Raw genomic sequence first — 14,751 nt, 5'->3', positions numbered from 1 at the left:
TCAAATGAAAAAAGTTGTTCGTTACTCATTAGTTAGTACTCTATTAGTTTCTTCATTTTTAGTAGGATGCACAAAAGAAAAAACAACGACAAAGCCAAAAGATGAGAAAAAAGTATTACAGTTACTAGAAACGGGTGAAATTCCGTCTTTACATTCAGGGAAAGTAACAGATGCGGTATCGTTTAACGTTTTAAATAACGTAATGGAAGGATTATTCCGTTTATCGAAAAATGATGAAGTGATTGAAGCTGGAACACAAAAATATGAAGTGAGCCAAGATGGGAAAACATATACATTCCACTTACGTGATGCGACATGGTCTAACGGAGACCAAGTAACAGCACAAGATTACGTATACGCTTGGAAGCAACTTATTAATCCGGATACTGCTTCTCAATATGCATACATTGCGTACGATGTGAAAAATGCAGAGAAAATAAATAAGAAACAACTAGGGTTAGAGGAATTAGGGGTAAAAGCGAAGGATGATAAAACGTTTGTTGTAGAGTTAGAACATCCAGTGCCGTATTTTACGAAACTACTTATTTTACCGTCCTTTTATCCAATTAATGAAAAATATGCGAAAGAACAAGGTGATAAATACGGATTAGAAGCAAATAAAGCGGTATATAACGGGCCGTTTACATTATCGGAGTGGAAGCATGAAGCAAGCTTTACAATGAAGAAAAACGATAAGTATTGGGATAAAAAAGAAGTGAAGCTAGATGAAGTAAACTATCAAATTGTTAAAGAAGTTTCAACTGCGGTAAATTTATATGAAACAGATAAAGTGGATAGAGCTGTCATTTCTACAGAATTCGTCGATAAATATAAAAATAATAAAGAGCTAAAACAATATACAGATCCGGTTATGTACTTCTTCCGATTCAATGAAAATGTACCGATTCTTAAAAATAAAAATGCACGTCTTGCGCTAAGTACAGTGTTTGATAAGAAAGGACTTGCGAATTCATTTTTAAATGATGGTTCGGTTGCGGCGAACTATTACGTGCCAAAAGGATTTTTAAAAGGTCCAGATAAGAAAGATTTTAGAAGTACAGCAGGTGAGTTTAATAAGACGGATGTAAAACAGGCGAAAAAGTATTGGGAAAAGGCGAAGCAAGAAACAGGTACAAATGAAGTGACACTTGAGTTATTAAACTATGACTTAGAAAACTTCAAAAAAGTAGGAGAATACATTAAAGAAGAGTTAGAGAAAAACTTACCAGGCTTAAAAGTAAATGTAAAATTACAACCGCATACGCAAAAACTAGCGTTAGAGAAGAAGAAAGAATATGAAATGTCATTATCACGCTGGTTACCGGATTATCCAGATCCAATGACTTACTTAGAAGTATTCCTTTCTGGAAGCAGTGTGAACAATACAGAATATGCAAACCCAGAATATGACGCGTTAATTAAGAAGATTAAAACAGAATTAGGTAATGATGAAAAAGCTCGTTGGAAAGCAATGCAAGATGCGGAGAAAATGCTGCTAGATGACGCAGTAATTGCACCGGTATTCCAGCGAGGATTATCGTACTTACAAAAGCCATATGTGAAAGATTTATACGTACATCAATTCGGTCCGGCAACTAGTTTAAAATGGGCCGATGTACAAAAATAAAAGTATGGAGAAACAGACTTCACATGTGTGATAGCCTGTTTTTTTTATACCTCCTTTTAAGTAACAAGAATGATGCTTATGGTATGAAATGAGGACAAAAAACATTGATTTTATGAAATGAAATATTATTGGACTTTCTTAATTTAACTGTTGAACCTCTAGTTACTTGAGGTTTTATAATGAACTTATACTTTTGATGGGGGGATTTAGATGAGTAAGGATAAAATATTTTCTATTGGGAAATTTTCAGAAAAAACGGGCATACCAATTCCTACGTTGCATTACTATGATGAAATCGGATTGTTACAACCAGAAAAGAATCCTTCTTCAGGGCACCGCATTTATAAGTATGAAGATATTATAACGTTACAAAAAATTCTAAGTCTAAAATTTCTAGGCTATAGCTTAGATAAAGTCGCTAATTTGTTACATGAATCAAGTTTTAGCGTTGATCTAAATGAAAGCTTGTCTCTTCATTTACAAGTTTTAGAGAGAGAAAAAGAACAAATTGAGCAATCTATGCAAGCAATTAAAAGAGTAATCAAGTTGGTCGAGGAGGAAGGAGAAGTAGATAGTAATGTATTATTTAGTCTTGTTTACGGTATGAATACAGAACATACTCACAAAGATTGGATGGAGCAGCATAGATTACCGAACATTATGGAAGAACTATCAAAGAAATCAGAAGAAGATAAAATTAATTTAGATAAAACGTTAATTCAATTGTCTAAAAAAGTAAAACAATTATATGGTAACCCCGTAGAAGATTCGAAAGTACAAGAGATGATTAAGGATTATTTGGAAGCGTCTATTTCATTCCTTGGTGAGGATTTGATACAAAAGCTAGCTAATACTAATGCGAAAGAACTGGATATTCAAGAACTTGAAAATATGATACCTTCACCTTTCACAGAAGATGAACAAAAATGGCTTAATCAAGCGATGGAATATTATACGGAGCAAGTAAAAATGGAATAGTAATAGATTTAATGATTTATACATTTTGTATATTGTAAGTGATTAATCTTCGTTAAAAGAGACAATTATTGAATTATAAAACTTTCTTATGTTTAACCCCGTTCTAGTTTTAAAACGGGGTTATGTGTATGTAAGACCATATAATTATACAATTTTATTTCTCAAGATTAATTTAAAGACTTTTTTTATGTTTTTTCATCTTTGAAAAATAAAATTATCACTAAATTTCCAGTGTGAAATTTATGTAGAATCTTGTATAATTAACGTGTTTCTATGGAAACATTTTCTTGTGATATTTCTATAGGACTGAATAGAACAAGAAAAGAAATACATACATGTATATAATAGATAAATAGAATGGAACATGTATAGAGAAAAAGGAGAGAAATGATGGCGTGTCAAAAACAAGGGTTACAATTTAATAGCAATAGAAAGAGGAAGAGACGATGAAGATGAAGCATGCTTTTGGCCCGATAATTTTAGCATGTGTGCTTTTTTTTATTATTATATTAATCCCATCGAAAAGTTTAGTATCACTTATTAGTGATAAAAAGGTAGAAGATGCGGCAACTTCCTTACAAAAAGAAAAACTACAAAGCGTTTTCTTACAGCAAAAAATGTTAGAGAATTCGCAGTATTTACCGATGTATGGTTCATCTGAATTTTTACGAATGGATGCATATCACCCGTCTAATTACTTTAAAGTAAATCCGGCTGGTTTTACACCATATTTAATGGGGATTGGCGGTACGCAAAGTTTAGCTCATATATTAAATATGACGTCTACGATAGATGAATTAGAAGGTAAAAAAGTAGTCTTTGTTTTATCGCCACAATGGTTTACAAAGACTGGGGTATCACAGGGGGATTTTACGAACAATTTCTCTAAGCAACAAGCATATCATTTTATTTTTAATGATGAAATAAATGTTGAAATGAAGAAGCAAATTGCGAAACGACTATTAGATTATAAAGTTGTTCAAGAAGATGATATATTAAAAAATTCATTAGAAGGTATTGTGTATAATGATACGAAACATAACATAAAAGCAGGTTTAGTTAAACCACTTGCTTATATGCATCGTAATATTTTAGATCATAGAGATTTGTTTAACTCTTTATTTAAGATTGAACCGATGAAAGAAAAAACAAATATGGGACTCCGTTCAATTTCTTGGGTAGATGCACGTAAACATGCGGAGGAAGAAGGGAAATTGGAATCTACTACAAACACATTTGGAATTGAAAATCCGTATTACTATAAACATAATTTAAAGAAAAAATTAAAAGGTTTAAAAAACTTTAGAGCAAATGAATCGTATGAAGAATCACCTGAATATGATGACTTACAAATTGTTTTAAATATTTTTAAAGAGAAAAATGTCAAGCCACTCTTCATTTCTGTACCTGTAAACGGACCATGGTATGATTACGCTGGTTTCCCTAAAGAACGCCGCGAAGTGTATTATAAAAAAGTTCGGGAACAAGTTGAGAAAGCAGGATACCCAGTAGTTGATTTTTCTGGCCATGAATATGATAAGTATTTCTTAAAAGATACAATTCATTTAGGCTGGAAAGGCTGGATTTATTTTGATGAAGCAGTGCAAAACTTTTATACTGAGAAATAAGTGTGGAGAAAAAGGAACGGCTATAAGCTGTTCCTTTTTTTAGTATAGAGGATTTTGATGTGGGCAATTCGGAAAGGCATGTATATCTTGAATTTGTCTGAAATCATAATGCTTCATTGCGAACTGAGCTTGGTAAAGGTATTCATACACATATAATTGACCATCATGTGCTGAACATAATACACCAGAAGTTCCTTGCCCATTTAGGAAGGAAATACCGATAGGGCGTCCGATTAAGTATTGTATTTTTTGTTGCCAATGCATAAGGGGAATCACTCCTTTTTGAGATAATATACGAAATGGACGAGTGAATTGTTGCTTATCCACATAAATATGGAGGCTGTTTATTCAATTTCTAGAAGATATTAATATGAATGAATTACAAGTGCGAGAAAGGAATGAATAATGAAGAAAGAAAATATTTTAGAAGAAAAGTTAAATATAATAGAATGGTGTCAAACATTGAAGGAAGTACATGATGATATATGGTTTCAATCATTTAAAAATGGTACGTGGGGAATTGCAGATGTGATTTCACATTTTATTATTTGGGATGATTTTGTAATAAAGTATCGAATTCCTTATTTTCTAAGTGCCAAATCAATACCTTATATCCCAACAGATGTAGAGGAAATGAATAATAGTGCAACTATATATGCGAGATCAGGTATTTCAAGAGAAGAACTTATTAACCAGTTTAGCTATACTCGTAAACAATTAGTAGATGAAATTGAGCGAATTCCTGTCTATAATTTTAATGATGACTTTCAAATTGGTACTAAAAAAGTAAGGCTAAATCATTATTTTTCATCACTCATTCAGCATGACTTAAAGCATAAGGAAGAAATAATCCGATTTTTAATACATAATCAAGTCTAATATAAAAACCGCTAACATTCGCAATGAATGTATAGCGGTTTTTATATTATCTTAAGCAAGATTTTTACGTTTTTTTGTCCATTTTTTAAGGATGAAGTATAGTAGGATAAGTATGACGCCGCCAATTGCGAAAGACTTCACATACGGTCCCGCAATATCGTTTATATTCTCCCAATTTTGACCTAGTTTTTCACCTAAATAAATGAAAATGATAGACCAAGGAATGATTGCAAGTGCTGTTAATGTAGTGAAACGTAATAATGGCATTTTTGTAATACCAGCAGGAATTGAAATCGCATGACGTACTACTGGAATAAAGCGTGCAGTGAAAATTACACCAGTTCCGTAACGGTTAAACCAATCTTCAGCTGCATCTATATGTTTTTTATGAATGAAAATATATTTTCCATATCGTTCTAATATAGGTCGTCCACCGTATCGTCCAAGCCAATAAATAAAGATTTGAGCAATAACGCCGCCAATTGTACCGAATACAACTGCACCTACAAATGAGATACTACCATTGAATACTAGGAATCCCGCATAAGCAAGGACAATCTCACTTGGGATAATCTCAATCATAAGTCCAAGCATAATGCCCCAATAACCTAATCCTTCAAAAAACGTTAATACTGAGTGAATAAAACTACTTACCATTGTTGCACCTTCTAGTTTATGTATTTTTGAATAGGTGAACCTAATACTTAATAACATAAAAGATTCACTATGTGTAGATTATACCTTATTTGTATAGGGGATTGCTATTTCAATTCTTTTATGTATCACATAAGTATTATAGTAAAATATATAAGTTCAGTTTTCATGAAGAGATAATGACAAGATGATTAAGAATTTTTCATAAAAAAATAGAAGCATTTCTGCTCCTATTTTTTACGGCTTCACATCTAAGTTCTGTAAAAATAAAGTTGCTGTTACGTAACGCTTTGCTAACATTTGTACATAAGCGGTATGTACAGAAAGGGTCGCAATAATAATAGCGTTACGAATTGCTTCGCGTTGTTCGTTATTAATTTGATCGAACTTACTTGCGATTTTATCAGCTTTTTCTTTTACGATGTTTTCAATTGTATGAACGGTATCTGTTGCATTTAATTGTAAGCAATTTCCTTGATTGAGTTCTTCAAATAGAGAAGAGTATGCTACATATAAATGAACAGGATTGATTAAATCATCACTTCGATCAGCTGGATCATTTACAATAAGGCGTAATAGCTTACGAATGGATTCAAAATCAAGTGCTGTTTTTAAATCTTCGACAATAAATAGTAAGGCTGCTTGTTCAATTGAATATTTTTTCCCTTTTTGAGGAGAGCCAATCATTTCTTTTATATCTCGTTTCACCCAGTTTTGCATAGCAGTTACAGAGAAACTTGTGTTTTCAATCTGATTGCCAAGCGCAACTATTTCATTTAAAGAAAAACCGACATCAGTATCGTCAATTTTAATCAGCTTTTCAAAAATAGGTGAAAGTGCGGTAGTAATAAAAGCTGTAACGCTTTGTCCGCTTTCAATATCTTTTTTATGTGACTTTGCCCAAGCTTCTTGTAAAATACCGAGAGGCTTTTTCGTATTCCATCCTCTTAGTGATAGAAGAAGGGTAGCCATTTCGTTTCGTGTGAGATGAAATGTTTCCATCTTTTCACCTCCAAAATAATAAAAAGTTCTTATGAACTTATAATATGTTTTGTTTCATTTAAAGTCAATTCTGTTTTGCTTAATTTTTCCTTTGTGACCAAACTGTTGAAAGTAAATAATACTTGCATATTTCGACAAAAGTTCATATAATAAGTTCATAAGAACCTTTAAAATGTTCTTAAAAACAAATCTATCATTCTGAATTTACTAGAAAGATAGATTTCACATATATCTATATAAAAGGAGAATGGATATAATATGTTGAAAAAACTTGTAGCAGTAATGACAGCATTCATGGTTATCTTTGGGGCTAGTAGCTTTATGTTCGTAGATCATGCAGCAGCGAAAAGTTACAAATCTGGTAAAAAATCATTTACACCAAGTTCAGGTCAAAAGTCAAAAGTTGATTTAAACAAAAAAGACTCAAATGTAAATTCTCAAAAAACGACTCCAGATTCAAAAACGAAAGCAACAAACACGGCACCAAAAAGTAATAAAGGAAGCTTTATGAAAGGTTTATTACTAGGTGGTCTTGGTGGTTTACTAATGGGTAGCTTATTTGCAAATATGGGAGCTCTTGGTTCTGTATTAGCGTTTATGGTAAATATGTTAGTAATGGCTGGTATCGTAATGTTAGCAGTTCGTGCATTTAAATACTTCAAAGACCAACGTAAGAAGAAGGCAGATGAAGTAGCATGGAAACAATAAAAATTTCTGAACAAGAGCTTATAAATGCGCTTTGTATATATATCGCTGAAAAAAGACAAGTGGGTCCAGAAGAAGTATTAGTTGAACTCATGTATGATGACGACTACGGTTTCTCTGCGGAAGTAGAGGTAAATGGTCGCCAGCAAATTTTAATTCAAGCAAACTTAATCGAAGCTTTACGCTTATTGCTTGACAGAGAATATAATGTCAATCCATTCGCAGCGAGATTACAACTTGAATTAGATGATGAAGAAGGCATTTACGCATTAGCGAAAATTAATAACTCAGATGAGTAGAGAAGAGAGCTGTTGAGAATAATCTCAGCAGCTCTTTTTAGTATGTGCATATGTAGATGAGTAATCACGCCAAATTTCATTCATCTTTCGTCTACCGATATCTACCATCGGATTAAACTGAATTGCAGCTTTCTGACGAACAAAGTGAACGTTTTGAATGGCGTGAGATAATTGTTGGTCGACTATATCACGTTTTTTGCTTGCATATTTAGCAATAGATAGACCTGCAACTGTTCCTTGCGCCATCGCAATTTTTCCGCTTTCAATGCCTGTAATATTGCCGGCTACAAATAAACCAGGAAGAGGGGTTTCCATTGTTTCGGAATGGAGAGGAACGTGTCCGCCTAATTCTGAAATGTAATGGAAGGGACAACCAGCTACAGCTGCAAGTTCGGCAAGTGGGTATAATCCTCCGGCAATACAAACAAAATCTGCTTCATATATTTTCTCTGATCCATTAATAACATTTCCTTTAGAGTCAATATTAGCAATACGTACACCTTCAACTTGATCTGTTCCGATAATTTCAAGAGCTGCTTTCCGAAGGTGAAGTGGCGTTCCGTTTATTTTCATTCCGTTGTTTGGATAGAATGTTAATCCAGCTTTTCGAATCCAATCAAATTTCATAAAGTGGCTACCTATTCGCAAGAAAGCAGAAGGAGCGAGGTGAGCTGCATTTAAAAGAGAGTTTAAAACTTCTTCAGGTTCACCAGCTTTTTGACTTAACTCGCTTTTCTCAGGGAGTACAATATGATCCACTGTAATTCCCGCTAATTGCAATTCACTTAAAATGGCGAAAGACAAAATGTTAGCACCAATAATAATTCCTTTTTTTCCAACTTGCACGCGATGAACATTTGTCATAACTTGAGCTGCTCCAATTGACATCACTCCTGGAAGTGTCCAGCCAGGAAGGGGAATAGAATATTCCGCAGCTCCAGTAGCAAGTAGTACGAAAGGTGCTTCTAACGTACCGATATTAGTATGTACAAACCAATTGTTTTCATCTCTATCTAAATTATAGACCGAAACACCGCACCTGATATGTACTGAAAGTGATTCTGCTTCTTCATGAAGTCGCTTCGATTCTTTTATTCCGTTCCACCATTCTCCAGTAGGCTCTTGATGCAACTGTCCTAACAATCTCCCGCCTGGCTTCATAAATTCATCAATAACGAGCACTTTTAGTCCGAAACGAGCACAAGAAATAGAAGCAGATAATCCCGCTGGCCCTGCACCAATAATAATTACATCACTCATCGTTTTTTCACCATCTCTCTCACGATATTCGGATGCTGTTTCCCGCTTTCAACAACCATGTTTTCTTCTACAACAGTTAAGCATGCGCGTACATTTGTTTGATTATTTACTGTCATGCGGCATTCGGAACAGTGCCCGATATTACAATAAATACCTCGCGGTGTTCCGCTATCTTCATGAACTCTTAATGTCCGTATTCCATTTGCTAACAGGGCAGCAGCTATCGTTTCATGTTCATATGCTTCGTATTGATGACCGTTAAATTGAAAGGTAATACGCTTACTACTTTGTAAAGTGCCTAAAATAGGGTGATGTGTAATTCTACTCATTTACTTTCACCTACCGATCCAAAAGTAACTGCACGTATTGGTGGTTGATATTTTAACGGTAGTTCATTAAGAGTTACGTCAGGATTCGCATTTTCAATCATTCGATCTATCATTATTCTGCATGTGCGACCACCGCAAAATCCCATGCCAGCACGTGTTCTTAGTTTTAATTCTCTTGCCGAGCATTTATATTCAGCAATTGTCGATTGAAGTTGCCCATATGTAACCTCTTCACAACGACAAACGATTAAGTTGTTTTTATTTGTCATGTGTATTCCTCCTCTAGTTCGGTTTTCACAAATTACATATGCAAAAATCATGCCAATATAGAGGAGGAGAGGGCTATCTGTAAATGCCTGATCGGTGCATACTGCTTCTTTATTGAAGTCCAAGTTTCTTTAAACGGTTATATAAAGTAGCCCTTGTTACACCAAGTTGTTTTGCGCATTCTAATTTATTCCCATTTAAAATTCGTAAAGCCCTTTCGATAACTTTTTTCTCATGCTCATCCATCTCTTCTTGTAAAGAAAGGATTGTATTATTGTTGCTGAGTAATAGGGAATGGGCTGTATGGTTGTCTAAAGTTTCAGTCGTATGAAATGGTAAATATTCTTGTTTTATAATTCCGTCTGTTGCGAATACCACAAGCCGTTCAACAACGTTTCGAAGTTCGCGAATATTACCTGGCCAATTGTAATGAAGCAGTTCATGCATAATGCTTGAAGGTAAGTCACGAATTGGTCTGTTATAGTTGATTGAAAAATCGTTTAAGAAAGAATAGGTTAATTCAATAATATCCTCGCGTCTTTCGCGCAACGGTGGAATCTGCAAGCTAACTACATTTAAGCGGTAATATAAATCTTCTCGGAAAGTTCCTTTTCTCATTTCTTCTTGTAAATCACGATTTGTAGCAGCGATAATACGGAAATCAATATTAATTTCTTTTTCACCACCAACTCGGTAATACTTTCGCTCTTGCAGTACACGTAACAGTTTTACTTGCATATCAAGTGGCATTTCACCTATTTCATCAAGAAATAAAGTACCGCCTTGCGCGAGTTCAATTTTACCTTTTTTTCCTTTACTATTTGCTCCAGAAAACGCCCCACGCTCGTAACCGAATAATTCACTTTCAAATAATGCTTCTGGAATTGCCCCGCAGTTAATCGAAATGAAAGGCGCCTTCGCTGCTTCACTTGCTTCATGAATTGCTTTCGCAAATACTTCTTTTCCAACTCCGCTTTCCCCAAGTATTAAAACAGTTGATTTCACCGAACAAACTTTTCTAGCTAATTGTATCGTTCTTTGTATAACAGGACTTTTTCCATTCATCGCAAGGAATGGATCGGATTCATCTTTATACTTTGCCACTTCTTGTTCTAAACGGTGCATTTCATGTGACATATTAAATAGTTTTTCATTTAAAGCGACTTGATTTGTAACATCTGTTTCTGAAACGACTGCTCCTATAATTTCATCATTACAATAAACTGGATTTGAATTAATTAATACGAATAAATCGGGACGAGGCTGATGGAACTGAGCGACTATGCTTTTTCCATCATGTAAAGATTGTAAAATTTCCAAGTCTTTATAATCAAAAAAACGAGTAATCGGTTGCCCAATAATCTCATTATGGTTGACTGAAAATATTTTTTCAGCACCATCTGTCCAAGTTCGAACGCATTCTTTACTATCAATTACTGTAACAGAAGAGTCAGTTGTTTGTATTACAGTGTCATAAAATGACTGTAGTTCATTGTAGGACTTATAAAGAAATGGAATCATTTGCTGAGAAGTTATACAGCATATCGGCTCATCGTTTTCGTTAAGGATGATAACAGCTAATTCATAAGAAAAAGCGTCAATTAATGCAGTGAATGAGTCATCTACATAAATAATTGCGCAATTATATTCTTCTGTAGTAGAAGGGAGGTAATAAAACCTTTCGTTTATTTTCTTAATGGGATCAAGGCTACATGTATGATTGATTAAAACGCTTTCCAAAAATTCTTGTATAGTCGGAAATGAGAATTCCATAATGTCCTCCTGTTATGTATAAAAATTTTGACAGTGATAAAAAAATAATACACCTATTTACTATGAATTTAAAATATTTTTACAAATAAAAATATTATTTATAAAAATTGTATATGTACAGAATTGGCACGTCAATTGCATAAAAAGAAAGTGAGAGGGCTAGGAAAGGAGGAGTATATTGTGAGGCACTGCGACGTTTTAATTATAGGTGGTGGAATAATAGGGTGTTCTATCGCTTATTACACTTCAAAATACGGAAGAGACGTAACAATCATTGAAAAAGGGGAATTTGTCAGCGGGACGTCTTCACGGTGTGATGGGAATATTTTGGCCATTGATAAAGACCCGGGATTTGATAGTCAAATGTCTTTAGTAAGTCAAAAATTAGTAACTGATTTAAGTGAAGAATTAGAGCATTCATTTGAATATAGGGCACCAGGAAGTATTCTCGTATGTGAGTCAGACGAAGAGATGGAAGCTGCGCAGCAATGGGTAAATCGGCAAAAAGAAGCTGGATTACCGTTTCGAATGCTTGATAGGCAAGATATAAGGGAAGAGTCGCCTTTTTTTGCTGATGATTTATTAGGCGGTTTAGAATGTGCGACGGATTCAACTGTGAATCCATATCTCCTTGCTTTCTCGCTTCTGTCAGAGGCACAAAAGTTTGGCGCAAAAGCTTTTAAGCAGACGGAAGTAAAGAGTATGGAAATAGAGACGGATGGTTCATTTGTTGTAGAAACTACGAATGGAACTTTTACAGCACAACAAGTTGTAAATGCAGCCGGTGTGTGGGCTCCTAAGATTGGTCAGATGTTAAATATAAATATACCAATTGAACCGAGAAAAGGGCATATTATTGTAGCTTCAAGGCAACAACACGTAGGATGCCGTAAAGTAATGGAATTCGGTTATTTAATTTCTAAATTTGGCGGAAAACGAAAAGTGGATGCTTTAACTGAAAAATACGGGGTTGCGCTCGTATTTGAGCCTACTGAAAGTCAAAATTTCTTAATTGGTAGTAGTCGTGAATTTGTAGGATTTCATACGAGGATAAATAATGAAGTCATTAAATGTATCGCAAATAGAGCAATTCGCTTTTATCCGAAAATGGCAGATATGATGGTAATTCGTTCTTACGCTGGTTTACGTCCGTGGACAGAAGATCATTTACCGATTATTTCACGAGTGGAACATATTCCGAATTATTTCATTGCCGCTGGACATGAAGGTGATGGGATTAGTCTTGCAGCAGTTACTGGAAAAGTAATTGAAGAGTTATTAAATGAAAAAGAGACAATTATTCCTATTGAACCACTTCGTTTGAGTCGTTTTACAGAAAGGGTGTTAAACGGATGAGGTCACAAAGAGTCTTTACGACGATTGATACACACACAGGTGGGAATCCAACGAGGACATTAATTAGTGGACTTCCAAAGTTGATTGGAGAGACGATAGCAGAGAAGATGTTACATATGAAAAAGGAGTATGATTGGATTCGAAAATTGTTAATGAATGAACCGCGTGGTCATGATGTAATGTCAGGAGCATTATTAACAGACCCGTGTCATCCTGAGGCTGATATAGGTGTTATATACATAGAGACAGGTGGATATTTACCGATGTGTGGTCACGATACAATCGGTGTATGTACAGCGTTAGTTGAATCAGGTTTAATTCCGGTAGTTGAACCGATTACTTCTTTAAAACTAGATACACCGGCTGGCTTAGTTGAAGTAGATATTGCTGTTCAAGATGGAAAAGCAAAAGAAGTATCTTTCTGTAACATACCAGCTTTTTTATTGAAAAATATTACTGTACAAGTGAAAGACATTGGAACTATAGAGGCTGATATTGCGTATGGAGGGAATTTTTATGCCATTATTGATGCGAAATCAGTAGGTCTAGAATTAGTACCAGAAAATGCATCTACAATCATCGATAAGGCGATTCATATAAGGAACACAATTAATGAGAAGTTTGAAATCACTCATCCAGAGTATTCGTTTATAAGAGGATTAACGCATGTTGAATTTTATACAGATCCTACTCATGAATGTGCGCATGTGAAAAATACAGTTGTTGTACCACCAGGCGGAATAGATCGATCTCCATGCGGTACAGGAACATCTGCGAAGCTAGCTGTATTATACGCTCAGAAAGAAATCGAAATTGGTGAAGAGTTCATTCATGAGAGTATCGTTGGTTCTTTATTTAAAGGATATGTCATGAATACGACACATGTTGAAAATATTGAAGCTGTCATAACGAAAATTACGGGATCAGCTTGGCTTATGGGTATGCATAGATTTTTTTACAATGAAATGGATCCACTTAAAGAAGGATTTTTGCTAATTCCGCCGATGGAACATGAAACGGAGGATATAAAATGAACATTCAAAAAATGTATACAGCAGTAGACGTACATGTAAATGGCGAGGCATTTCGTGTAATGAAAGACGTACCATGCAAATACTACTACAGTTTGGAGCAATTAAATGAACAATTTTCAGGTGAATTAGCAGAAGAGATGAAGCTTTTATTAAATGAACCACGTGGTTTTATCGGTTTGAATGGGTGTATTGTCGTTCCATCTATCTATAATGAAGTGGATGCAGCTGTATTATTTTTTAATCATGAAGGTTCGGTTCCGCTTCATTATGGAGGCATTGTTGCAGTAATAACGATGTTACTCGAAAGTAGGTATTTAAAAAAGAGAGAGTCCAATCAATACAAAATTGAAACGTTATGTGGAATATTTTTAGTTCATGCGTATGTAGAGAATGATGAAGTTATATCGGTTTCGTTTGAAAGCAAACTATGCTATATGATTGAGAAAAATTTACAGGTTGGTAATGTAAGTTATTCTCTTATACAAGCAGATAAAGTATATGCAGTTGTAGAAAAAGGTGCGTATTCGCCAGAAATTCGCATGGAAAACATTTCTGAATTGAAAAGATGGGGAGAAGCTACACTGCAGGCTATACAAAAACAGTCGCTAATAAAAAGGCTTATTTTAGTAGATCCTTCGCAAAAAGAAAAGAACCATATAAAATCGATTACATTTCATGAAGATAACTTTATCGTACGTTCGCCAGGTTTTGTTTCTACTATTGTATCCTATGTTCATGCGTTATTTAAAAATGATTATATGGCGGATAAACCTTTTAAAAATGAAAGTATATTTAATAGTTTTATAACTGTGGAAAAAGTGAAGAAGGAGGAACTAGGATACATTTTCCGTTTTGAAAGTAGAGGATTTATTACAGGGATGCAGACGTTTCTATTAGACCCTACGGATCCATTTCCGGCAGGTTTCTTATTAAAATAAAATGTGATAAGGAGAGATAAAT

At 34.5% G+C, this 14,751-nt stretch carries 16 protein-coding genes; 9 read left to right on the top strand and 7 right to left on the bottom strand.

Features of this window, described 5'->3' with window-relative positions:
- The first annotated feature begins 4 nt into the window (after nt 1-4).
- From NST86_RS14305 to dltD, 3 genes are all read left to right on the top strand, one after another.
- Complete coding sequence (locus tag NST86_RS14305) at nt 5-1,627, top strand: peptide ABC transporter substrate-binding protein (protein WP_061664643.1); 1,623 nt, start codon at nt 5-7, stop codon at nt 1,625-1,627.
- A gap of 210 nt (nt 1,628-1,837) precedes the next feature.
- Nucleotides 1,838-2,605, top strand: coding sequence for a MerR family transcriptional regulator (locus NST86_RS14300; protein ID WP_061664646.1), 768 nt, complete (start codon nt 1,838-1,840; stop codon nt 2,603-2,605).
- 446 nt (nt 2,606-3,051) lie between these two features.
- The gene (gene dltD, locus NST86_RS14295; RefSeq protein ID WP_061664647.1) at nt 3,052-4,233 is read left to right on the top strand and encodes a D-alanyl-lipoteichoic acid biosynthesis protein DltD; all 1,182 of its coding nucleotides are present in this window, start codon (nt 3,052-3,054) and stop codon (nt 4,231-4,233) included.
- A gap of 39 nt (nt 4,234-4,272) precedes the next feature.
- Here the strand turns inward: dltD and NST86_RS14290 are convergent, their stop codons facing one another.
- Nucleotides 4,273-4,497 carry a hypothetical protein gene (locus NST86_RS14290; RefSeq protein WP_061664649.1) on the bottom strand — a complete coding sequence of 75 codons (225 nt, stop codon included), beginning with the start codon at nt 4,495-4,497 and terminating at the stop codon, nt 4,273-4,275.
- 141 nt (nt 4,498-4,638) lie between these two features.
- Between NST86_RS14290 and NST86_RS14285 the strand changes: the two genes are divergently transcribed.
- Nucleotides 4,639-5,112: a DinB family protein gene (locus NST86_RS14285; RefSeq protein ID WP_144575659.1), complete on the top strand. Its 474-nt coding sequence runs from the start codon at nt 4,639-4,641 to the stop codon at nt 5,110-5,112.
- Between the two features lie 51 nt (nt 5,113-5,163).
- Here the strand turns inward: NST86_RS14285 and NST86_RS14280 are convergent, their stop codons facing one another.
- Both NST86_RS14280 and NST86_RS14275 read right to left on the bottom strand, forming a co-directional pair.
- The gene (locus tag NST86_RS14280; protein WP_061664652.1) at nt 5,164-5,769 is read right to left on the bottom strand and encodes a DedA family protein; all 606 of its coding nucleotides are present in this window, start codon (nt 5,767-5,769) and stop codon (nt 5,164-5,166) included.
- Nucleotides 5,770-6,003: 234 nt separating this feature from the next.
- Nucleotides 6,004-6,768: a DUF1836 domain-containing protein gene (locus NST86_RS14275; protein ID WP_000447231.1), complete on the bottom strand. Its 765-nt coding sequence runs from the start codon at nt 6,766-6,768 to the stop codon at nt 6,004-6,006.
- Nucleotides 6,769-7,026: 258 nt separating this feature from the next.
- On the opposite strand from NST86_RS14275, the gene NST86_RS14270 reads away from it, so the two are divergent.
- Both NST86_RS14270 and NST86_RS14265 read left to right on the top strand, forming a co-directional pair.
- Nucleotides 7,027-7,476, top strand: a complete 450-nt coding sequence (locus tag NST86_RS14270) for a hypothetical protein (RefSeq protein WP_000914478.1) — start codon at nt 7,027-7,029, stop codon at nt 7,474-7,476.
- Nucleotides 7,464-7,772: a YxcD family protein gene (locus tag NST86_RS14265; RefSeq protein WP_000447748.1), complete on the top strand. Its 309-nt coding sequence runs from the start codon at nt 7,464-7,466 to the stop codon at nt 7,770-7,772. Before NST86_RS14270 ends, NST86_RS14265 begins: the two co-directional genes overlap by 13 nt.
- A gap of 24 nt (nt 7,773-7,796) precedes the next feature.
- Here NST86_RS14265 and NST86_RS14260 read toward each other — a convergent pair whose 3' ends face one another.
- The 4 genes from NST86_RS14260 to NST86_RS14245 all read right to left on the bottom strand — a co-directional run bounded on the left by NST86_RS14260 (nt 7,797) and on the right by NST86_RS14245 (nt 11,401).
- Nucleotides 7,797-9,032: an NAD(P)/FAD-dependent oxidoreductase gene (locus NST86_RS14260; protein WP_016118067.1), complete on the bottom strand. Its 1,236-nt coding sequence runs from the start codon at nt 9,030-9,032 to the stop codon at nt 7,797-7,799.
- A complete protein-coding gene (locus tag NST86_RS14255) occupies nt 9,029-9,361 on the bottom strand; it encodes a (2Fe-2S)-binding protein (protein ID WP_000087074.1) in 333 nt (110 codons plus the stop codon). Before NST86_RS14255 ends, NST86_RS14260 begins: the two co-directional genes overlap by 4 nt.
- Nucleotides 9,358-9,630 (bottom strand): (2Fe-2S)-binding protein, encoded by a 273-nt coding sequence (locus NST86_RS14250; RefSeq protein ID WP_086392499.1) that lies wholly within the window; start codon nt 9,628-9,630, stop codon nt 9,358-9,360. Before NST86_RS14250 ends, NST86_RS14255 begins: the two co-directional genes overlap by 4 nt.
- Before the next feature lie 109 nt (nt 9,631-9,739).
- Nucleotides 9,740-11,401, bottom strand: a complete 1,662-nt coding sequence (locus NST86_RS14245) for a sigma-54 interaction domain-containing protein (protein ID WP_000395822.1) — start codon at nt 11,399-11,401, stop codon at nt 9,740-9,742.
- A gap of 180 nt (nt 11,402-11,581) precedes the next feature.
- Here NST86_RS14245 and NST86_RS14240 point away from each other — a divergent pair, with 180 nt between their 5' ends.
- Genes NST86_RS14240 through NST86_RS14230 form a run of 3 tightly spaced genes read left to right on the top strand, consistent with a single transcriptional unit; the run spans nt 11,582 to nt 14,729 of the window.
- Nucleotides 11,582-12,757, top strand: a complete 1,176-nt coding sequence (locus NST86_RS14240) for an NAD(P)/FAD-dependent oxidoreductase (protein WP_016118066.1) — start codon at nt 11,582-11,584, stop codon at nt 12,755-12,757.
- Complete coding sequence (locus tag NST86_RS14235) at nt 12,754-13,791, top strand: proline racemase family protein (RefSeq protein WP_001257519.1); 1,038 nt, start codon at nt 12,754-12,756, stop codon at nt 13,789-13,791. The genes NST86_RS14240 and NST86_RS14235 overlap by 4 nt, the downstream gene beginning before the upstream one ends.
- On the top strand, nt 13,788-14,729 hold the full coding sequence (locus NST86_RS14230) for a proline racemase family protein (RefSeq protein ID WP_001025573.1): 942 nt from the start codon (nt 13,788-13,790) through the stop codon (nt 14,727-14,729). The genes NST86_RS14235 and NST86_RS14230 overlap by 4 nt, the downstream gene beginning before the upstream one ends.
- The last annotated feature ends 22 nt before the right edge of the window (nt 14,730-14,751 follow it).

It is taken from the genome of Bacillus sp. FSL L8-0199, assembly GCF_038005705.1.
Lineage (GTDB): Bacteria > Bacillota > Bacilli > Bacillales > Bacillaceae_G > Bacillus_A > Bacillus_A cereus.
Note: the sequence above shows the minus strand (reverse complement) of the source record. Positions and strands in the feature narration are given on the sequence as shown.

Bases quoted from the DNA above. Each gene is read 5' to 3' on its own strand.
- NST86_RS14305 (WP_061664643.1), top strand. From the start codon at position 5: ATGAAAAAAGTTGTTCGTTACTCATTAGTTAGTACTCTATTAGTTTCT.
- NST86_RS14300 (WP_061664646.1), top strand. From the start codon at position 1,838: ATGAGTAAGGATAAAATATTTTCTATTGGGAAATTTTCAGAAAAAACG.
- dltD (WP_061664647.1), top strand. From the start codon at position 3,052: ATGAAGATGAAGCATGCTTTTGGCCCGATAATTTTAGCATGTGTGCTT.
- NST86_RS14290 (WP_061664649.1), bottom strand. From the start codon at position 4,497: ATGCATTGGCAACAAAAAATACAATACTTAATCGGACGCCCTATCGGT.
- NST86_RS14285 (WP_144575659.1), top strand. From the start codon at position 4,639: ATGAAGAAAGAAAATATTTTAGAAGAAAAGTTAAATATAATAGAATGG.
- NST86_RS14280 (WP_061664652.1), bottom strand. From the start codon at position 5,769: ATGGTAAGTAGTTTTATTCACTCAGTATTAACGTTTTTTGAAGGATTA.
- NST86_RS14275 (WP_000447231.1), bottom strand. From the start codon at position 6,768: ATGGAAACATTTCATCTCACACGAAACGAAATGGCTACCCTTCTTCTA.
- NST86_RS14270 (WP_000914478.1), top strand. From the start codon at position 7,027: ATGTTGAAAAAACTTGTAGCAGTAATGACAGCATTCATGGTTATCTTT.
- NST86_RS14265 (WP_000447748.1), top strand. From the start codon at position 7,464: ATGGAAACAATAAAAATTTCTGAACAAGAGCTTATAAATGCGCTTTGT.
- NST86_RS14260 (WP_016118067.1), bottom strand. From the start codon at position 9,032: ATGAGTGATGTAATTATTATTGGTGCAGGGCCAGCGGGATTATCTGCT.
- NST86_RS14255 (WP_000087074.1), bottom strand. From the start codon at position 9,361: ATGAGTAGAATTACACATCACCCTATTTTAGGCACTTTACAAAGTAGT.
- NST86_RS14250 (WP_086392499.1), bottom strand. From the start codon at position 9,630: ATGACAAATAAAAACAACTTAATCGTTTGTCGTTGTGAAGAGGTTACA.
- NST86_RS14245 (WP_000395822.1), bottom strand. From the start codon at position 11,401: ATGGAATTCTCATTTCCGACTATACAAGAATTTTTGGAAAGCGTTTTA.
- NST86_RS14235 (WP_001257519.1), top strand. From the start codon at position 12,754: ATGAGGTCACAAAGAGTCTTTACGACGATTGATACACACACAGGTGGG.
- NST86_RS14230 (WP_001025573.1), top strand. From the start codon at position 13,788: ATGAACATTCAAAAAATGTATACAGCAGTAGACGTACATGTAAATGGC.